The following is a 19,581-nucleotide window of genomic DNA, read 5'->3' as shown; positions in this document are numbered from 1 at the left end:
GCGCCACTTTCGCATTTCCCTAAAAAAGCACAATTCCGGAGAGACACTGATGCAGAAGAAAATATGGGCAGCGCTCGCATTTACCGCGTTTACCTGTGCTGCCGCGAATGCGGGTATCACGAATTTCCTACCCGATTTTTCGCCGACTTCGGCGGTCATCAATGCATTCGATTCGGCAGTCGCGCATCGGCGCGCCGACGCGCTCGTCGCCCGAATGACCATTGACGAAAAGCTGCAATTCATCCACTCCGAATACGCGATGGCCAATGTGCCGGGCGGCGGTGGCGGTTACATTCAAGGCGTGCCGCGCCTGGGTATTCCCGATCTGAACATGGTCGATTCGTCGACCGGCTCCGGCAGCACGTCGCAGCCGAGCACGACATTCCCGTCGACGATCGGCCTGGCGGCAAGCTGGGACCGTGGCTTGTCGTCGGATTACGGCAAAGAGGTGGCAATAGAACTGCGCGCGCAGGGCTTCGGTATGGGGCTGGGCGGTGGCGTCAATCTCGCGCGCGAGCCGCGTGGCGGCCGGCTATTCGAGTTCCTCGGCGAAGATCCGTTGCTTGCTGGCGAGATGCTCGCCGAGCGTAGCGACGGCACGCAGAGCCAGAAGGTCATCGCGACGATCAAGCACTACGTAGGCAACGAGCAGGAACATAACCGCAGTGGTGGCAATAGCCAGATCGACGAACGCACGTTGCGCGAGATCTATCTGTTGCCTTTTGAAATTGCCGCCAAGCGTGCCCAGCCCGGCAGCGTGATGTGCAGTTACAACGAGGTCAACAGCATTTACGCGTGCGAAAACTCGCATATCCTCAACGACGTGCTGAAGAACGACTGGCACTTCGAAGGGCAGGTCCAGTCGGACTGGGGCGCGACGCACAGTACCGCAAATGCGATCAACGCGGGTCTTGATGAAGAAGAAGACGTCGGCTCGACGGTCTATCTGACGCCCGATCTGGTCAAGCAGGCCATTGCGAATGGCTCGGTATCGACCGCGCGTCTGGACGACATGGTGCGGCGCAAGCTGTATGTGATGATCCGCACCGGCGTGATGGACCATCCCGCCCAGCCTGGTGGCACGATCGACTTCGCTGCCGCGAACGCGTTTGCGCAGTCGGTCGAAGAGCAGTCGATGGTGCTGCTGAAGAACGACAACAACCAGTTGCCGCTGTCGGCAGGCTCGCTGTCGCGCGTTGCGGTGATCGGCGGCCACGCCGATGCTGCGGTGCTGACAGGCGGCGGCTCGGGCAACACGCGCGACCCGGTCACGGGGAACTTCGCGGGTTGCGGCGGCTTGACGTTCGGTACGTCGACGGGATGTGGCTGGTGGACCAACCCGTGGTTGAAGGTGAGCACACCGCTCGTGTCGGCGATCCACGCACTCGCACCGTCGGCCCAGGTGAGCTTTGCAGGCAATAGCGATCAGAGCTCGCCGTTCGCCGCCTACACGCAGGCGCAGATCAACCAGGCGGTGGCGCTCGCGCGTCAATCGGACGTGGCGATCGTCGTCGTCGCGCAACCGGCGGGTGAGGACTTCGGCGATCTGCAAAGCCTGAGCCTCGCGAATCCGTCGAATCAGGACGCGCTCGTCGAAGCAGTGGCGGCAGTCAATCCGCGCACGATCGTCGTCGTGGAAAGCGGCAACCCGGTGCTGATGCCGTGGAAGGACAACGTGTCGGCGATCGTCGAAGCGTGGTATCCGGGCGAGGGCGGCGGCAATGCGATTGCGAACGTGCTGTTCGGCAAGGTCAATCCGTCGGGCAAGCTGCCGGTGACATTCCCGGTTCGAGATCAGGATACGCCGACGTGGGGCACGAACGGCACCTTCGAGTCGAACCCGGTCTACGCGGAAAAGCTGGACATGGGCTATCGCTGGTATGACGCGAACAACATCACGCCGATGTTCGAGTTCGGATACGGGTTGTCGTACACCCATTTCTCGTACTCGGGCATTTCGGTGGCGCACCTGCCGGGCGGCTCGCTCGACGTGTCGTTCAAGGTGCGTAACGATGGCCGCGTACCGGGCGCAGAAGTGCCGCAGGTGTATCTCGGCGTGCCGTACAACGGCGAGCCGCCGCGGCGTCTGGTCGGCTGGAACAAGGTGGCGATGAACCCGGGCGAATCGCGCCAGGTGCATGTGACGGTCACGCCGCGCATGCAAAGCGTGTGGGACACGTCGCGCAACAACTGGCGCTATGTATCGGGCAGCACGGTGTACGTCGGCGCTTCGTCGCGTGATATCCGGTTGCAGGCACACTAGGCGTCGTAGTCTGTACTGCCTCCGGGCGCGTGATGTTGCGCGTCCGGATGGCGCGCTGGACGCCGGTCATCAATCTGTTGGTGATCGGCTTTAACCCGTATTTCCCCCCATCGTTTTGGCGAATGACGCAATCCGCGTCACAATCCGATTCACCCTCGGAGATCGATCGCCTGACGACATCATGGAAAACCTCCTCAAGAAACTCGATCTGACTTCGCTGCGTCTGTTCGTGGCCGTCTGCCAGGAGCGGAACATCGCTCGCGCGGCCGAGCGCGAGTTCATTGCGTCGTCTGCAGTGAGCCGGCGCATTGCGGAGATCGAGGCGGTAATCGGCTTGCCGGTGATTCAGCGGCAGTCGCGCGGCATTACCGTGACGCCGGTCGGCGAGACCGTACTGCGTTACGCATTGGCGATCATCGGCCACATCGAACAGATGAGCGCGGAGTTGTCGCGCTTTTCGTCGGGCGCGAAAGGACGCGTGCGAGTAGTCGCGAATCTTTCTTCGATCGTACAGTTCCTGCCGGAAGATGTTGCCGCGTTCGGGCGGGCGTTTCCGGAGGTGACGATCGAACTCGAAGAAGAGAATAGCGCCGACGTATTGCGTATTGTCGACGAACACGGGGCAGACTTCGGCATTTGCAACCCGGTGGCCGGCAGCGAAGCGTTCGAACAGTTGCCCTACCGGCAGGATCGTCTGGCGGTACTGGTGCCTGGCGGCCATCGTCTTGCGCAGGCGCAGCGCGTGGCGTTCGACGATCTGCTCGACGACCGCTTTGTCGGCTTGCGCAGCGAGAGTGCACTCACGCGTCTTCTGGCGGAGCAGGCGACCACGGCCGGGCGCAAACTCGACGTGAAGATACGCGTCAGCAGTCTCGACGCGTTGTGCCGGATGGTGCATGCGGGGCTCGGCATCGCAGTCGTGCCGGAGCAGGTCGGACTGCTCTACGTGAATGCACTCGACGTGCGTGTGCTGCCTCTGAGCGATGCCTGGGCCGTACGCCGCCTCATCATGATCTTCAAGGCGCGTGAGCAGTTGAGCGCAAGCGCGGCGGCGCTGGTCGGGTTTCTCGGCACCGCCAAATAGCGCGTCGGGCGCTCGTCTGTCAGCGCCTGACTTCTAACGACCAACGTCTGAGCTTTAACCTCTAACATCTCCAGACGAGAGGGCTGCGTTGCCGCACCAGCACTTCGGCAACGGGTTTGCGCGCCGTATAGTGAGCGCAAGGAGAACCTCGTCATGACCGATACGATTCGTCTGGACGGCCGCGTGCTGTACCTGTCGGAAGACCCTGCTGTGATCGACGCGCAACTCGCCGGTGAAAATGTCACGCGCGCGACGGCGGGTCCGTTGCGCGATAACGTGTCCACCGACGAGATCACCCCCGTCACCGTGATGCTCACCTACGACGAGCGCCTCGGCCAGTTTCCGTATGTCGGCTTCAAGGCCGGTGAGCGCATGCCGATTGGCCGCAATGCGATCCGCGACGGCGGCTTCCAGGTGACCGTGGCGGGCAAGCGCTATGGCAAGGGGTCGTCGCGCGAATCGAGTCCGCTGGCGGAGTTGTCGGCGGGAATCCGGCTGATCGTCGCGGAGAGTTTCGAGCGTATCTATCAGCAGAATTGCGACAACATCGGCATTCTGACCACCACCGATTTCACCGTGCTCGATCGTCTGATCGCGGGCGAAGCGATCTCCATTGAAGCGTTTCTCAAAGGCCGTGACGCGCTGACGCAGCAGATTGTTCGCAGCGGCGGCCTGCTTGCCTACAGCCGTTTCGCCGACTGGCCCGCGCCGCGCGTACGAGAGTTCTCGGCCAGCAGCGGCCCGAAGACGCTGGTCGAAAAAATCATCGACCGTCATCTGCATCCCGGCATCGCAGACGCGCAGCGTGGCGACGGCGTATTCATTGCCGCCGACTGGCGCTTCAGCCACGACTATTTCACCGGCATGTGTGCGCATCTGATGCATCGCGCGTTCGGTAAGCCCGCGCCGCTGCGTGCGCCGGATCACATCATCGCGTTTCAGGACCATCTGGTGCTCGCGTCGCAGAGCATTCCGCATGTGCGCGACGGTCTGTTGTCAGGCGTCGCGAATCTGATGGAAGGCCATACGTCGTTTTCACGCGACTATCCGGTGCGCTCGCATGGCGCGCTCGACAACGCGCCCGGCTCCGAAGGTATCTGTCACGCGTTGATGGCCGAGCAGTATGCATTGCCGGGGCAGGTGGCATGTGGCACCGACTCGCACACGCCGCATTCGGGGGCACTGGGCTGTCTCGCGTTCGGCGCGGGTGCGACGGAAATCGCCAATAGCTGGGTGACGGGCTATGTGCGCTGCAAGGTGCCGGAGACGTTGCGTATCGAAATCGACGGCGCATTGCGTGACGGCGTGACCGCCAAGGACGTCGTGCTGCACCTGCTGCGGATGGACGCGATCCGTTCGGGCAGCGCAATCGGACTCGTCTTCGAATATGGCGGCGCGGCGGTGCGGGCAATGTCGATCGACGAGCGGGCGACCTTGACGAACATGGTCGCGGAATTGGGCGGCTTCACCGGCATCGTCGAGCCGGACGAGCGCACGGTGGCGTTTCTGAAAGAGCGGCGCGGAGTCGATTTTGCCGTTGAGAGCTGGATGAAGAGCGACGTGGGCGCCGTGTACCGCGACACGATCCGGATCGACGCGAGCGCGATCGAACCGATGCTCGCGCGCCCCGGCGATCCCGGCAACGGCGTTGCCGCGCCACAACTCGAGCAGGACGTCGCGATCGATATCGCGTACGGCGGCTCCTGCACGGCTGGCAAGCGCGAAGACTTCGACTTCTATCATGAAGTGCTGCGCTGGGGTGTCGAGCAGGGTATCCGGGTGCCCGACGGTACGCGTCTGTTCCTGCAATTCGGCACCATGGCGGTGCGCGCGTATTGCGAAGAACAGGGCTATTTACCGGTCTTCGAGCGCGCCGGCGTGACGCTCGTGATGCCGGGCTGCGGATCGTGCGCGAATTGCGGACCCGGTCAATCGGCGCACGCGAATGAGGTGACGATCAGTGCGATCAACCGCAATTTCCCGGGCCGTTCGGGGCCGGGCAACGTGTGGCTCGCGAGTCCCTATACGGTGGCGGCCAGCGCATTGGCCGGAAAAATCACGACCTTCGAACAATTGAAGCGCGCTCGCGGCTAGAATGCTGGCCGGACCCCGAGGTCCGGCGTCGTGGTGCGTGCAATGCGCGAAAAGGTCGACAGGCCGGCACCAGACCGGCCCCGGCGAGCTTCATACTTCGCCCGCATTACGAGGAGACAAACAATATGGCATCCCCCGATCACACCGGGTCGGTCACGCGCAACGGCGCGCACGCGGCGCCAGCCGGGTCCGCAGCCGCCAGTGCGGAACCGGGCGGAGCCGGCGCCGCATCGCTCGACGCCGGCAGCATTTCAGCTCGGCTCGACCGGCTGCCCGCCACCCGTTCTATCTGGAAGCTGGTAGTGCTGCTGAGCCTCGGCTTCTTCTTCGAACTCTACGATCTGTTGTATTCCGGCTATATCGCGCCGGGCCTCGTCAAGAGTGGACTGCTGACCGCGACGACGCACGGGCTGTTCGGCTCGACCGGCGTCGCGAGTTTTATCGCGGCATTGTTCAGCGGGCTTTTTATCGGCACGATTGCCTGCGGTTTTCTCGCGGATCGATTCGGACGCCGCGCCGTCTTCACGTATTCGTTGCTGTGGTACACGGTGGCGAACGTCATCATGGCGTTTCAGGAAACCGCTACCGGGTTGAATGTCTGGCGCTTTATCGCAGGGATCGGTATCGGCGTCGAACTGGTGACGATCGGCACCTACATTTCCGAACTGGTGCCCAAGCAGATTCGCGGCCGCGCATTCGCGTGTGAGCAGGCGGTGGGTTTTACCGCTGTGCCTGTGGTGGCGTTTCTGTCGTTTCTGCTGGTGCCGCGTACGCTGTTCGGCCTCGACGGCTGGCGTTGGGTCGTGTTGATCGGCGCACACGGTGCGCTGTTTGTCTGGTGGATCCGCCGCGCACTGCCGGAAAGCCCGCGTTGGCTCGCGCAGCAAGGGCGCGTTGCCGAAGCCGATCGCGTGATGACGCAACTCGAAGCGAAGGTGCGCCGCGAATACGGCCGCGAGTTGCCGCCGCCCGCGCCTGCGGTGCCGGTTGCACCGCGTGGTAGTTTCCGCGATATGTGGGTACCGCCGTATCGCAGCCGCACGCTGATGATGACGATCTTCAATATCTTCCAGACGGTGGGTTTTTACGGCTTCGCGAACTGGGTGCCGACATTGCTGATCAAGCAGGGCATCACGATTACCACGAGCCTGATGTACTCGAGCGTGATCGCGCTGGCTGCGCCGTTAGGTCCGGTGATCGGGCTGTTTATCGGCGACCGCTTCGAGCGCAAGACCGTGATCGTGGTGATGGCCGGCGTGAATATCGTCTGCGGGCTGTGGTTCAGCCAGGCGTCGGGCGCGGTACTGCTGGTGAGTCTCGGCGTGTGCCTGACGCTCGCGGGCAACATCATTTCGTATAGCTTTCACGCGTATCAGGCAGAGCTTTTTCCGACCAGCATTCGCGCGCGGGCGGTGGGCTTTGTTTATTCGTGGAGCCGTTTTTCCGCGATTTTCACGGCGTTTCTGATTGCTGAAGTGTTAAAGCAGTTCGGAACGGCGGGAGTGTTCGTGTTTATCGCAGGGGCGATGCTGATCGTGATGCTGGCGATCGGCTTGATGGGGCCGCGAACGAAAGGTCTCGAACTGGAAAAAATTTCTCAGTAAGTAAAGAAGGGCGGCGCCCATCTCCCACTATTAAACCTATTTTCCCGGGGGGCATTTGAGCATGCACGGTCCAATTTAAACTTCCACCGGCAATCTATGTCAACCGAGATCGATTTCTCAGGGAAATACAGTTTTGCCGTTCGAGTACATCATGAAGAGCCAGGCAACCTCGGAGAGGCAACGCTCCGATTTGGTGTAGATCATTGGCCGCATCTCCGTTGCGTCGATTGGCCGACGCACGCCCGTTTGGGCAATGGTACGAAATTCGAACGACACTCGGTGTACAGATCGAGCGCATACCAACTTATCGAAGGAGACATACAGGCGAAGGCCGCTCTTCGGATCGGACAAATCCTCGTGCGTTTTGCCATTTATTAGCCTATTCAGCAACTATCGCAGAGCTTCACAGGCTACGCGCCTACCGACAGCATCTCCCTGATCTTCGCTGCCAACTTGTCCACGGTGAAGGGTTTGGCGATGAGTTCCATGTCCTTCTCCAAAAACTGCCCGTCCGCCGCGACTTCCGCGTAACCGGTCATAAAGAGCACCTTCAAAGACGGCCGTAATTCACGCGCTGCATCGACCACTTGCCGGCCGTTGATTTCGGGCAAGCCGATATCAGTCACAAACAAATCGATTTTTTGCGTTGATTGCAATATCCGCAAGGCCGCGCGGCCGTCCGCCGCCTCAAGCACACGGTACCCAAGATCACCCAATACCTCCACCACCAGAAGGCGCACGACCTCTTCGTCTTCGGCCACCAGCACCACTTCATTGTTGCCAGTGCCATCCTCGGCAACGGCGGGAGGCTCGCTGAAAACGACAGCCGCGTTGCCATCGAATCGGGGGAGGCTGAGCTCGATGGTCGTCCCGTTGTCCACTTCGCTTTTGATCCGCACAGACCCTTCGGCTTGACGGGCAAAGCCATAGATCATGGAAAGCCCGAGCCCGGTTCCCTTGCCTAGCGGTTTGGTGGTAAAGAAAGGATCGAAGGCGCGAGCCTGAACATCTGGAGGCATTCCGACGCCGGTATCATGAATGCGAAGGACGATGTAGTCACCCGCCTGCAGGTCCCGGATCAGCGCCTGCGCTGCGTCGAACGATGCATTAACGACGGAAATCGTCAAGGTACCGCCGTCCGGCATCGCATCACGCGCATTGATCGCGAGATTGAGGATGGCATTTTCGAGCTGATTGGCGTCGCAGCGAATCAGCCAGAGGTCGTCGGCGCACGAAATGACCATCTTTACGCGCTCGCCCAGAGATCGGCGCACAAGTTCTTCGATGCTTCCGATCAGTGCGTTGACATCGATAGGTCGGGGGGCGATCGGCTGGCGACGCGAAAATGTGAGAAGACGGTGCGTCAGTGTAGAAGCGCGCTCGGCAGATGAAACTGCCCCCTGCAAAAACCGTTCGATTTCGCTGATCCGCCCTTCAGCCATGCGCTTTTGCACCATATTGAGGGCGCCGACGATGCCCTGCAAAAGATTGTTGAAATCATGCGCAATTCCACCGGTGAGCTGGCCGATGGCCTCCATCTTCTGACTTTGACGGAGTGCGTCTTCGGCTTCCAGTAGTTGATTCGTGCGTTCAATGACCCGCTGTTCCAGCGTCGCATTGAGTTCCGCCAGCGCCTTCGCCGAGGCGCGAGCGCGCTCTTCGCTGGCTCGCAATTCCATTTCCGCGGTTCGGCGCTCACCAGCGTCGCGCAGGATAGCGGTGACATGAACGTGGTTGTCGTTCTTCCAACGCGAAGCCGATAGTTCGAAGTATCCGTGAGAACCGTCTTTGCGCAGAACAGTCAATTCCACCGGCTGTGGAAGTTCTGCCTCTTCGAGAATGCGGTGCCACGCCGCTTGCCAGATTTCCTTCGCTTCAAAGAGGCAGGCCGCGGGCTGGCCAACCAGCTCACCGTGGTCATATCCGAATTGAGCTTGGGTTGCGTTATTGGCAAGGCGAATGATGCCATCCGCGTCAAGGGTCAGGATGGCATCGGGAGCATTTTCAACCACCGCGTCATAGCGCGCTTTCTGGCGATCGCGCAGATAGCGCTCGCGCCGCACGGCCATGGTCACATCGACGATATGAATCAGGCATTTCCCGTCTAAGCCATCGGGGATTGAAGAGACAGTTATGTCGTGCAGCATTTCGCGACCGGCTCTCGTCCGCAGCGGCAGGAGTTGAGCGTGGAGCGCATGCGTCAATAGACCAGAAAGTCCGCGCTTGATGGCAGCGGTGATGGCGGCATCAAGACGCCCAAGGCTGGAATCCGGGAAAACCTCGGCAAGGCGCGCACCATAGACCTCTTCTTGACCTCGACCGCTCGCCGACGTCATCCAGGCGTTCCAGCGGACAATGCGTCGGTCGACGTCAAGGACAATCATCCCGGCATCGACGGCGTCGAGAATGGGATTTTGGAAAAACTTATCCTTATCGGCCATGAGGTCTAAATCTGAACGTCGCCCGCCACGCGACGGATATAGGCAGTGAGTAGATCTTTCAAGACTGCCAGAGAAGGCATATCGAGCAGCATTGCGATATGCCCGTCTATATCACGCTCACGGACCGCGAAGTGAATATAGATCAGCATCACCGTGTCGCCGGACTCCGGCGGGGGGGATAGATTGAATAAATCCGCGCTCTGCCCGTGAAGAACCTCTGGCAGTGAGATTTTCAGGCTGCGCTCAAGTTCGTTGGCAATCGTTCCAAGGCAGCCATTCAAGATGACATTACCGGTTTCGGAAAGTGCTTCCTGTTCCAGCTCGATGATGTCTTCTAAAGACAACTCGCCGCCGACAACAGCTCGGACGAGTTCGAGGCTTTTTGCTTCAGGGAAGATCAAAAGCGCACGACCGATGATATCGCCCTCAAACACCTGATGCACAGCGACCAGATCTTTGGCTTCAGCGCCACCAAGTACATGAATCGCTTCATCCCGTCCAACCAGAGCGACCCTCGGGACCGACAAGACTACTTCCTGGCGAACCATTGTTGCCAAATCACCGGCAGCTTCGCTAATGCCCAGATTGACCAACTCAGTGAGCGCATCGAGTTCCAATTCACTCAGATGGACGGGCGTGGACGCGTTCAAACCGTCAGTCCTTTCCGAGCGCATCTACGGCTTTGGTCAAAAACACCGCAAGCGCAGCTTCCGTGAGGGGCTTGGCGAGAAAGCTGGCCTGCATCGCTTCGGCGCGTGCGATTACGTCTTGCTGCCGGTTGGCCGAAATGAGGGCGATCACCATGCGGGGATGGGAGTCACGAAGCTCAGCGGCGAGATCGAGACCATCAAGGCCCGGCATGTTGAAGTCGAGGAGCGCGATATCGGGGTTGCTGTTTTGAGTGAGGGCAAGGGCCTCCTCGGCGTTACCTGCCTCAAGGCGGGTCCAGTCTGGCTGAAGGGCTTTCAGCGACTTGACGACTGACATGCGCGCCAATTTGCTGTCATCGACGATCAGAATGGTAACGCTCATTGCTGCGGCATTATCGGGGCAGTGCTGCGGCATTGTCGTGGCTTTCGGTGGACGGAATCAGCAACAATTTTACAGTCAAGTCCGCCCTTCTGTCATAACTTTCCCGCGCGAGGCAAATGCCCGGCAAGCTGGCGCAAGAAATCAGTTCGCGGCGGCCCAACCATTTGCGGGCGGGCGACCAGAAGAACCTGAAAAACGGCGGCATGCAGCGTTTCGCAAGTCCGCCAATCAACTGCGGGAACAGGATCCGCCAGAAGATGGCGCTGAAGAGGTTCAGCATCTTCGCTGGGGCACTCGCCAGACAGGACGACTATGCCATTTACAGCGGCTTGGACAGTCATCGACAGAGCTCCGTAAGGTCCAGGATCAAAAGAACGCTTCCATCGCCAAGGAGGGTTGAGCCGGCCAGGCCGGGGGTCCCAATCAGAAGGCCTTCCAGGGGTTTCAACATGGCGTCGAAGCGCTCGCCTATCACGTCGACCCGGAGGGCGCTGGGAACGCCGTCGACGTTGGCGACGACCAGAACGGCGTTTCGGCCTCGGTCACCCTCGCCGTGCAAATTGAGGGCCTCTCGCAGATCGATTACCGGAACGGTGTGGTTGCGCAGCACGATCGCTTGCGCTGCGCCCACCCGTGCAATGGCGTCAGGACCCACGCGTAAAGTTTCAACCACGGCATCGAGGGGAATGCCAAATTTCTGCCCCGCGGCGCTCACCACCATGATCCGGGTAAGCATGACACTGAAGGGGAGCGTAAAGCGGACTGCAGTGCCCGCTCCGGGCGTGCTCTCGATACCGACCGTGCCGCCCATGCGAACAACCTTGGTGCGAACCACGTCCATGCCCACGCCCCGGCCAGAGAGATCGGTTACCGACTGGGCCGTCGAAAACCCCGGTTCAAAGATCAAGGCCGTGACCTGCGCTTCACTCATGGCGGCAAGCGCCTCCGCAGTTACCACACCGCGTTCAAGCGCCACCTGGCGAACTCGCTCCACATTGATCCCTTGTCCGTCATCGGTGATCTCGACGACGACGTTTTCGCCCTCCCGATAGCCACGAAGCCCGAGCTTCGCAACCGCTGGCTTGCCGAGCGCCAGGCGGCGTACTTTGTCCTCAATGCCGTGATCGATAGCATTGCGCACCACATGCAAAAGCGGCTCGAAGAGCATCTCGACGATGGCTTTGTCGGCTTCCGTTTCAGCACCTTCCGTCACCAGATCGACGGATTTATCGAGGCCTGCCGCAATCTCGCGCAGCAGGCGAGGAAATCGCTGGAACACATGCCGCAGAGGCAGAACCCTCAGGGCGAGTACGCCCTGCTGCAATTCACCAATCAGGCGGTCAAGGACGGCGAAGCGTTGCTTTAATAGCGGCTCCAATCCCTCTTCGCCGTTCTGGGCCAAAGCCACGACGTGGCCGATTGCGTTCTTGGCGACCGTGAGCTCGGCCGTTAGATCGACCAGACTGTCCACCCGCCCGGCGTCAATTCGCAAGGTCCGCGCTGCGGTCTCATGCTCAGTCCCGAAAGGTACTGGCGGGCCGGGTTTGGCGGCCTCCTCAAAAAGGATTGCCTTGATCGCGCTAGCGAGGGGAGCGGTCTGGGCTTCTGCCAAGCTTTGCGCCGTTGCTTTTTCGATCGGGACCGCCAGGCTATTGTCGCCCTGGGCAAGAAACACATTCGCCACGACCGCGCCGGCGGATGCGACTTTACCGGCAAGGTCATCGTCAACCGTGCTCTCAAGAAGCGCAAGTTGTGCCTCGAATAAGGAGCGGGCGTCGGGTGACAAGGAGGAAGCGGGCCTCCGGACGGCCTCTCCCAACGCTTCAATGTGGCAGCGATCCAAAACGTCGGCCAGGGCTTTGCGAATCTCGGTCTCCGAAGCGCTCGAAAGGGCCACCAGGACGAGATTGCATTGAAACGGATCAAGATCGCACAACTGCGGCCACGGATGTACCGGGGAGACATCGACGATCAATAGCCCCGGGAGTCCTGCAATGCGCGCAAGTGGGTCCTCTTGGGAGAAGAAACAATCCGCGCCAGGCGTATATCGGACCGCGCATTGCGCCTCTCGCGCAGCGTCCGGATGTTCCGCCAATATGGTGGCGAGCCAGCCGACAGGTTGTTTCACTTCTGGCCGCTGATCGATGCCAGCATCCGCCCGCTCTCCGCGTGAGAAACGCGCCACGACGGCCGCCGCTTCCTTGCTAGCATCTTTGGGAAGGTCACCGGACCTGGCGATCTCGTCGACCCATTGGATAACCTGATCAAGGCAGGCAAGGCAATCGCCGATCAATGTCGGCGAGATCGCTATCGTCCCCTTGCGGGCGTACGAGAGGCCGTCTTCCGCCCCGTGAACGGCTTCGGCCATCGCGTCAAAGTCGACGATACCCGCGCCGCCTTTCAGGCTGTGAAATGCGCGAAAGGCACTGTCCAGTCTTTCGATGTTCGATGGCGATTTTTCGAGCGCCAAAAGATCGGCGGTCGCCTGCTCGACCTGTTCGCGGCATTCGATCACAAACTGCTCGAGGAATTCGTTCATGCGGCCACCCCGCACATCATGGCGGCGAAAGCGAGCAGCCTGTCTGGGTCAATGGGCTTCACCAGGTAGAAATTGGCACCTGCCTCCCGGGCAGCGGCAAAGTCTTGCGGCGCCGCCTCCGTGCTGGTGATGAGGACCGGAATTCCCGCCACAGGACGTTCCTGTCGTCGAAGCGTTTTGACGAAGGTAATGCCATCCATCTGTGGCATGTTGACATCGACGATGAGCAAGTCCGGGGCTTCAGAAAGAACTTTTTCAAGCGCCTCCAGTCCGTTGAGCGCTTCATCCACGATGAATCCCGCTTTCTCAAGCGTATCGCGGTAGAAGAGGCGCACAAGCGCTGCATCATCGACCACCATTACGCGTATCTTCTTATCGCTCATGCGGGTCCTCCCGTGGCTTTTTGATAGACGATCGCGTCGGTGAAACGCCGCACTGAAAACAAGGGGCTAATGCGACTCATCGACTCCGTATGCCCCAGGCAGATAAATCCCCCAGGCATCAAATTCTCGTAAAGGTTTTCCGCGGCGACGCGGCGCGAGGCATCGTCAAAATAGATCAGGACGTTGCGGCAAAAGATGATGTCGAAGCGTCCATGCTGACGCGTCTCAGCGGGGTCGACAATGTTGACCGGAGTGAAGAGGACCGATTCGCGCAATTCTTCGATGATCTTCCAGACCTCGCCTCCTTGCGGTTCGAAATACCGCCGGACGAGGTCGTCCGGCAGGCGCATCAAGGCGCGCTTGCCGAAGAGCCCGGCGTGGGCCTTCTCCATCACCGTTGTGTCGATATCAGAGCCGACGATTTCGATGTCGTATTGATCGACCAATCGCCAGTTTTCGAGCAGCCAGATGGCAATCGAAAAGGGCTCTTCGCCGGTCGAGCAAGGCACCGACCAGATGCGAATGGTTTCTCCTCTGGCCTTATGCTTCAGACGATCGGCTAGAAGATCGTTGGTCATGCAGCGGAGCTGGTGGTCTTCCCGGTAAAAGTAGGTTTCGTTGACAGTGACTGCATTGATGAGACGCTCAATCTCGTGGTCTACATCGGTACGCAGGCGTGCGAAATAACTCGCAAAAGTTCCGGAGCCCGCGATCGACATGCGTTCCACGACACGGCGTTCGATGTAGTAACGCTTGGCCTCAGTGAAGACCATCCCTGTACGCCGGTAGATGAATTCGCAAAGCCTGCGGAATTCCTCCTCGGTGATCGCGGTGAACTCGCTCACGCCAGTCCGGCAGTTTGCGACCGGATGCGGTCGCCGGTGACCTTGATCGAGAACTCGAGAAAACGCTCGCCTTGAAAGCGTGCGGCACACCGTTCGAGAGCGGGGAGAGCCTCGGCGGTGCCAAGCTCGGCCAGGACCTCGATGGCCGAGGCGCAGACATTGGCCTCGCTCTCGCGCTCGATCAGGCCGCAGAGAAGCGTTGTCGCTTCTTCTCCAGGAAGCGTTCGCGTAATCTCACAGGCCAGCAAGCGGACATCGGCGTCGGGGTCGGCCAGCAGTTGTGGCAGATAAGGCCATGCTGCCTGCTTCATCGCCCGCAATGCATCGATGGCCCCGGTCCTCAAGGCTGCGATCTCTGCGCGCATCAAGGGCAGGACCGCCTCAACCGCATCCGGGCTGGCCATACGGGTGAGGCTGGTGAGGATCGCCTCGCGCACACGAGCGTCGCGCTCAAGAAGTAGCGCGGCCCCCAAGGCCTTCGCACCTCCGGTCACACCGCCGGCGATGCGGGCTGCAACCCAACGTTCCTCGGTGTTCCCCTCGAAGAGGGCGCGCAAAACGTCGTCCTTACCGGAGAGTAACGGGATTGGAGAAGTAGATGATTTACGAATTAGCGGCATGGACAGGAACAAGGGACATCAAGCGATCGGCGATCCCTGGCAGGGGTTCGACCCATTCGGCACCGCCGCGGTTCACCAGTTCACCAGGCATACCCCAGATCACGGCGGTTTCTTCGGCCTCGGCGATCGTCGCACCGCCCGATGCGCGCAGCTCGACCATGGCTGCAGCGCCATCATCGCCCATACCGGTCATTAGAACGCCCACAAGCTGGCGGGGGGCGACATGCTCCGCGGCGGACCGCACGAGCCGATTGGTGCTTGGATGCCAAGGGTAGCCCGCCTCGGCGGGCACAGCCATGGCGAACAACGCCCCGGCACGGCGGGTCACAATGACGTCGGCATCGCCACGCCCGATATATGCCGTTCCAGGTTTCAGCGCGGTTGGGCTGCGGACTTCCTGAACACTAATACTGCAAATGCCATCCAGGCGACGCGCCAAAGCGCCGGTGAAACTTGCCGGCATATGCTGGGCGATTACGATAGGCCAAGGAAAGCCTGCGGGAAGCGTGGTCAGCAGAGCCTCAAGCGCGGGCGGCCCGCCAGTCGAGGTTCCCACAACCACTAGCCCCTCACCGGCCTCAGGCGCGAGCGGCGGTGCCCGATCTTTGGGCCTTGGGACACGGGTCCCTATAGCGTTGGAGATGTTGGCGCGGTGTCGAATGCGCTCTCGCAGGCGCGCGCTAGCCCTGACCTTAACCGTTGCGGCCGCGCGCACCTTTTCCAGGAGAATGGGGGCAAACTCTGCCATGCGCATGGAGACCGCGCCGCCTGGTTTGGTCACGAAGTCGACGGCCCCCAGGCGTAGCGCGTCAAGTGTCGCTTCGGCTCCCTCCGACGTCAGGGTCGATACCATGACGACCGGCGTGGGTTTTTCCAGCATGATCCGGTCAAGGCACTCCAGTCCGTTCATCCCAGGCATCTGGACATCAAGCGTGATGACATTCGGCTTAAAGGCCTTCAGTTGCTCCAGCGCTTCCAGGCCATTAGGCGCAAACTGGATTTCGAATTCGCGGTCATTCCCGAAGACGCCGCCAAAGAGCTTTCGCACCAGAGCGGAGTCATCGACGATCAGGACTTTAATCACTCAACAACCCGCCCTTGATCTGCCTGGAATTTATCCAGTATGCCGCGCTCGGCGCGGGTCAGCAACTCAGGCGGGGAAAGCACAAGAACAATGCGGCCCGACGCATCGAGGTTGATGACGCCACTAACTAGTCGAGCGATGTCATCTGTCAAGTCCGGCGCCCCTCTAATTGCCGCTTCGCTGGTCCGCAGAACGTCGGAGACGCCATCCACAATGAGGCCAGCACGGCGCCGTTCGGTGCGGACCACGACAAGGCGTCGCCCCTTTGCTTGCGTCGACAGGGGCATGTCGAAGCGGCGGCCAAGATCTATCACCGGCAGCACCGCACCGCGAAGATTGACCACGCCTTCCAGAAATTTCGGCGTTTTTGGAATGCGGGTGATCTGCGCAGGGAGGGCCGCAATCTCTTCGACCGCATCGATAGGAAGGGCAAATTCGTCGCCGCCTAGCTGAAAGATCAAGAAATTCTCGTTGTCTTCCGCGGCAGGCGCTTGTGCAGTCAATTGCGATTCGCCTCGCTGGTGATGTGCGCGCAAGCGTTGCATTACATCCTCCCGAAACAACTGCTCCGGCGCCAGGATCGATATCAACCGCTTGCCGGCATCGCCGCGATAGATCGCCCTTATCCTCGATTCTCCGCCCGCGCGGGAGGCCAGAACGCCCGGAATCGGATCGACAAGATGGGTTTCCGCCGCCACGATCGCACGCGCCGCATCGGCGACCAGCCCCACCTGCGCGCCGTTAACATTCAAGACCACGACCTTTTCGCGGCTGGCGGCTTTCGCGGCAGTCGGAAAGCCAAGCAGACCGCGCAAGGATAGAAGCGGCAGCAAGGTACCGCGCAAAGCCGTGACCCCGAGGACCAACGTTTCAGTTTTGGGGATTGCGGTGCGGGCTTTGGGAGCGGGAATGATTTCTTGAACATCGGTGAGATCAAGGGCAAATTCCTGACCGGCGACCTCAAAGGTGAGCAACATTTCATGTGCAGTTTTCACTTCCTCGACCACTGCGACTGTTCCGGCCATCACGGTACGCGCGGTTCGGTGCGCGGCGCTTGCACGTTTCGCGAACGCGGTATCCAGGAGGCCTTTGATGTCGAGGATTTTCGCGGCTTCGCCTTCAGCGCCGGTCAGAAATGTCCCCTTCAGCTTCTCGCCGGTTTCCATCCCCAGTTCGGATTGATGCGATTCAATCCGCTCGGGCGAAATCTCAATCAGGCTATCCACTGCATCGACGACAAGGGCTACATTGCTCCCGATGTCCAGAACGACGGCGCGCGTGCTGGCACGCGCTTGCGTCTCCTCAATGCCTAGCAACCCGCGCAGACTGACGACCGGCAGGACGGCTCCGCCCAAATTAGTGATACCAAGAAGCGCTGGGGGGCTTTGTGGAACCCGAGACATCGGCGGGACGCGGATGATCACCGCGACTTCATGCGCCGGCAGCGCATAGCGCCGCCCGTCAATCCTGAAGGTCAAGAATTGAAGGGACGATGCCGCTCCCGCGTCTTCGAGAATTTCAGGCATTTTGCAACTTCAGTTCATCGGCGAGCGAGGCAATCTCTTCAATGGCGGCGGCGAGATCCTCAGCCCCTTGCGATTGTTGGGCAGCAGCGCTCGCCGCTTCACGGGAGGCGGCACCTGCTTCCTCTGCAGCGCTGGCGACCTGGCGCGCCCCGGCGGCGGCTTCCACGGTGGCTAACAATATGGTGTCGGCACCTTCGACAATGAGCGCGCTCCCGGCGCCCAACGCCTCGATCTCGTGAGAGATTCTTTCGAGCGACGATGAAACGGCCTCGTTGTTTTGTACTTCGAGCTCAGCGGAGACAATGATCTGATCAAGCTCGCGCTCCAGCAGCGCGACCTGATCGAGGAGGTCCCGCACGGTATCCTTGGCGCGGTCAATATTTTCCGAGGCTTCGCGTGCGAGATTACGGATATCAGTCGAGACTACGGCGAAACCGCGTCCGGCATCTCCGCCGCGTGCTGCTTCGACCAGGCCGCTGACCGCCAGCATGCCGGTCTGGAGGGTGGTCATCGAAATGGCATTAACGGTCTTTTCGATCTTCCGTCCTACCGTGCCAAGGCGGCCAACGGTCTTGACGCTGTTTTGGGTCTCCTGCAGGGCGACCTTGACACCTTCGATCAGGCCTTTGATGGCCTCGCTGCTCTGCGCCAGCCCCGCTTCGAGCGCCTTCACCCGCTCGCGTGCTCCCCGCCCGTTCTCCTGCGACAGCTGGGCGCTCTTTTCGATCTGCGCTAGAGCGGCGGAAGTTTGCTGCGTGGCCGAGGCCTGCAATTGGCAGGCACGATTGATTTCCTCGATCGCGGCCATGACTTCTGTGGCGGCACCGGCCAGTTCCTGGATCGTTGCCGAAAGTTCTTCGGCCGAGGAACTGATCTGCTCAGCGGTTGAGGCGCCACCTGTCCCGTTTCGGAGCTCTTCGGAAAGGGTCGCCAAGGTGCGAGCTGCTATTTGTGATTGTTCCAGTGACTTGTGCTGTTCCTGGACCACTGCCTGCGCTTCCACTGCGCCGGAGGACTGCTCTTCGGCGGCGCTAGCGATTTCCTCAGTACCCTTCTCGGCTTCAAGCGCGGCGCTTTCAGCTTCTATCGCGGCGGCAAAAATGGCACGGCTGTCCTCGCCAATGCGAATCATGTCGCTTCTTCGGCTCGCCAGACTCTCGATCACCTTGCTCGCAGCCTCGGTCTGGGCGGTGGCGTTTTCCGAAGCTGACTTTAGTGCGGCGACGACGGCACCCACATCGGCCTGAATAACCTCTGAGAGCTGCTGGACCGCCTGCGCGCTTTTATCCGAAGTTTCGGCCAAGGTGCGCACCTCCTCTGCCACCACGGCAAAACCGCGCCCCTGTTCGCCGGCGCGCGCCGCTTCTATGGCGGCATTCAGCGCATGGATATTGGTCTGATCGGCGATATCGCTTACGGTTTGCGTTATCGTCGCAATCTCCTTGGCGCGATGTTCAAGTTCGCTGATCATGCCGACGGCCGCAAGCTGGCGCTCGGCGTTGCGTTCGATCGAGCGAATAGACGAGGCGATCTGCGCGTTAGTCTCAACAAGCGAGGTCAAGACTGTTTCAGCACGGCGCCCAGAAGCATCGGCTTCCGCTTTCGCGGTTGCGAGTGACGCGACGATGCGTTTCATTCCGGCCGATTGCTGTTGGGACGCGCTTGCGGCTTCTTCGGCCCCGGCGGCGATTTGTTCCATTGAACGGCCGAGTTCTTTGGTCGCTGCGGACGCCTGAGTGAGCCCGGCGGCCAATTCCTCAGTTGCGGCGGCAACCCGTTCGGATATGGTCTGTTGGCGGGCAGGGGCAGGGGCAGCGCGCGTCTTCTTGGCCGGGGCGGGCGTGGCTGGAGCCGGGGTCGGGGCCGTTGATTTCAAGGCAGAAGCCGCGATTTTAGATTTCTTTACGAGTGTCATATCTCCCTCAGTATTTGAGGCTTTGCGCTCTGCGCCCGTCAAGGCTGGGTTATGTCTCGAAGCAGGGCGTCAGCCCATGGACCCCGACGAGCAGGGGGCATTGTATATCCCGACTTCGAGATTGGGTGATACCGGGAGCCCAATGCAGCCT

Annotated in this window: 15 protein-coding genes; 4 read left to right on the top strand and 11 right to left on the bottom strand. The window is 60.6% G+C overall.

Annotation, left to right across the window (positions count from 1 at the left end; all coding sequences use genetic code 11):
• The first annotated feature begins 49 nt into the window (after positions 1 to 49).
• From LMG28727_RS08865 to LMG28727_RS08850, 4 genes are all read left to right on the top strand, one after another.
• Positions 50 to 2,263, top strand: coding sequence for a beta-glucosidase (locus LMG28727_RS08865; RefSeq protein ID WP_201641934.1), 2,214 nt, complete (start codon positions 50 to 52; stop codon positions 2,261 to 2,263).
• Positions 2,264 to 2,444: 181 nt separating this feature from the next.
• Positions 2,445 to 3,347 (top strand): LysR family transcriptional regulator, encoded by a 903-nt coding sequence (locus LMG28727_RS08860; protein ID WP_201641933.1) that lies wholly within the window; start codon positions 2,445 to 2,447, stop codon positions 3,345 to 3,347.
• 153 nt (positions 3,348 to 3,500) lie between these two features.
• Positions 3,501 to 5,441: an aconitase family protein gene (locus tag LMG28727_RS08855; RefSeq protein WP_201641932.1), complete on the top strand. Its 1,941-nt coding sequence runs from the start codon at positions 3,501 to 3,503 to the stop codon at positions 5,439 to 5,441.
• A gap of 125 nt (positions 5,442 to 5,566) precedes the next feature.
• Positions 5,567 to 7,045 (top strand): MFS transporter, encoded by a 1,479-nt coding sequence (locus LMG28727_RS08850; RefSeq protein WP_201641931.1) that lies wholly within the window; start codon positions 5,567 to 5,569, stop codon positions 7,043 to 7,045.
• Between the two features lie 410 nt (positions 7,046 to 7,455).
• Here the strand turns inward: LMG28727_RS08850 and LMG28727_RS08845 are convergent, their stop codons facing one another.
• Genes LMG28727_RS08845 through LMG28727_RS08795 form a run of 11 tightly spaced genes read right to left on the bottom strand, consistent with a single transcriptional unit; the run spans position 7,456 to position 19,430 of the window.
• Complete coding sequence (locus tag LMG28727_RS08845; protein ID WP_201641930.1) at positions 7,456 to 9,486, bottom strand: PAS domain S-box protein; 2,031 nt, start codon at positions 9,484 to 9,486, stop codon at positions 7,456 to 7,458.
• A gap of 5 nt (positions 9,487 to 9,491) precedes the next feature.
• Entirely contained in the window at positions 9,492 to 10,136 is a 645-nt protein-coding gene (locus tag LMG28727_RS08840; RefSeq protein ID WP_201641929.1) for a chemotaxis protein CheX, read from the bottom strand.
• A 4-nt stretch (positions 10,137 to 10,140) separates the two neighbouring features.
• Positions 10,141 to 10,518, bottom strand: coding sequence for a response regulator transcription factor (locus LMG28727_RS08835; protein ID WP_201641928.1), 378 nt, complete (start codon positions 10,516 to 10,518; stop codon positions 10,141 to 10,143).
• A 10-nt stretch (positions 10,519 to 10,528) separates the two neighbouring features.
• Entirely contained in the window at positions 10,529 to 10,798 is a 270-nt protein-coding gene (locus tag LMG28727_RS08830) for a hypothetical protein (protein ID WP_201641927.1), read from the bottom strand.
• Positions 10,799 to 10,855: 57 nt separating this feature from the next.
• Entirely contained in the window at positions 10,856 to 13,057 is a 2,202-nt protein-coding gene (locus tag LMG28727_RS08825; protein WP_201641926.1) for a chemotaxis protein CheA, read from the bottom strand.
• Entirely contained in the window at positions 13,054 to 13,440 is a 387-nt protein-coding gene (locus tag LMG28727_RS08820; protein ID WP_201641925.1) for a response regulator, read from the bottom strand. The genes LMG28727_RS08825 and LMG28727_RS08820 overlap by 4 nt, the downstream gene beginning before the upstream one ends.
• Complete coding sequence (locus LMG28727_RS08815) at positions 13,437 to 14,285, bottom strand: CheR family methyltransferase (protein ID WP_236591678.1); 849 nt, start codon at positions 14,283 to 14,285, stop codon at positions 13,437 to 13,439. Before LMG28727_RS08815 ends, LMG28727_RS08820 begins: the two co-directional genes overlap by 4 nt.
• Entirely contained in the window at positions 14,282 to 14,917 is a 636-nt protein-coding gene (locus tag LMG28727_RS08810; protein WP_201641924.1) for a HEAT repeat domain-containing protein, read from the bottom strand. The genes LMG28727_RS08815 and LMG28727_RS08810 overlap by 4 nt, the downstream gene beginning before the upstream one ends.
• On the bottom strand, positions 14,889 to 15,989 hold the full coding sequence (gene cheB / locus LMG28727_RS08805; protein WP_201641923.1) for a chemotaxis-specific protein-glutamate methyltransferase CheB: 1,101 nt from the start codon (positions 15,987 to 15,989) through the stop codon (positions 14,889 to 14,891). The genes LMG28727_RS08810 and cheB overlap by 29 nt, the downstream gene beginning before the upstream one ends.
• On the bottom strand, positions 15,986 to 17,515 hold the full coding sequence (locus LMG28727_RS08800) for a chemotaxis protein CheW (RefSeq protein WP_201641922.1): 1,530 nt from the start codon (positions 17,513 to 17,515) through the stop codon (positions 15,986 to 15,988). The genes cheB and LMG28727_RS08800 overlap by 4 nt, the downstream gene beginning before the upstream one ends.
• Entirely contained in the window at positions 17,508 to 19,430 is a 1,923-nt protein-coding gene (locus LMG28727_RS08795) for a methyl-accepting chemotaxis protein (RefSeq protein WP_201641921.1), read from the bottom strand. Before LMG28727_RS08795 ends, LMG28727_RS08800 begins: the two co-directional genes overlap by 8 nt.
• Positions 19,431 to 19,581 lie beyond the last annotated feature (151 nt).

This window comes from Paraburkholderia metrosideri (assembly GCF_904848625.1).
GTDB classification, from domain to species: domain Bacteria; phylum Pseudomonadota; class Gammaproteobacteria; order Burkholderiales; family Burkholderiaceae; genus Paraburkholderia; species Paraburkholderia metrosideri.
The sequence above is the reverse complement of the archived record's forward strand: the minus strand, read 5'-3'. Positions and strand labels throughout refer to the sequence as shown.

Coding starts and splice junctions, on each gene's coding strand:
- LMG28727_RS08865 (WP_201641934.1), top strand. CDS start 50: ATGCAGAAGAAAATATGGGCAGCGCTCGCATTTACCGCGTTTACCTGT.
- LMG28727_RS08860 (WP_201641933.1), top strand. CDS start 2,445: ATGGAAAACCTCCTCAAGAAACTCGATCTGACTTCGCTGCGTCTGTTC.
- LMG28727_RS08855 (WP_201641932.1), top strand. CDS start 3,501: ATGACCGATACGATTCGTCTGGACGGCCGCGTGCTGTACCTGTCGGAA.
- LMG28727_RS08850 (WP_201641931.1), top strand. CDS start 5,567: ATGGCATCCCCCGATCACACCGGGTCGGTCACGCGCAACGGCGCGCAC.
- LMG28727_RS08845 (WP_201641930.1), bottom strand. CDS start 9,486: ATGGCCGATAAGGATAAGTTTTTCCAAAATCCCATTCTCGACGCCGTC.
- LMG28727_RS08835 (WP_201641928.1), bottom strand. CDS start 10,518: ATGAGCGTTACCATTCTGATCGTCGATGACAGCAAATTGGCGCGCATG.
- LMG28727_RS08830 (WP_201641927.1), bottom strand. CDS start 10,798: ATGCTGAACCTCTTCAGCGCCATCTTCTGGCGGATCCTGTTCCCGCAG.
- LMG28727_RS08825 (WP_201641926.1), bottom strand. CDS start 13,057: ATGAACGAATTCCTCGAGCAGTTTGTGATCGAATGCCGCGAACAGGTC.
- LMG28727_RS08820 (WP_201641925.1), bottom strand. CDS start 13,440: ATGAGCGATAAGAAGATACGCGTAATGGTGGTCGATGATGCAGCGCTT.
- LMG28727_RS08800 (WP_201641922.1), bottom strand. CDS start 17,515: ATGCCTGAAATTCTCGAAGACGCGGGAGCGGCATCGTCCCTTCAATTC.
- LMG28727_RS08795 (WP_201641921.1), bottom strand. CDS start 19,430: ATGACACTCGTAAAGAAATCTAAAATCGCGGCTTCTGCCTTGAAATCA.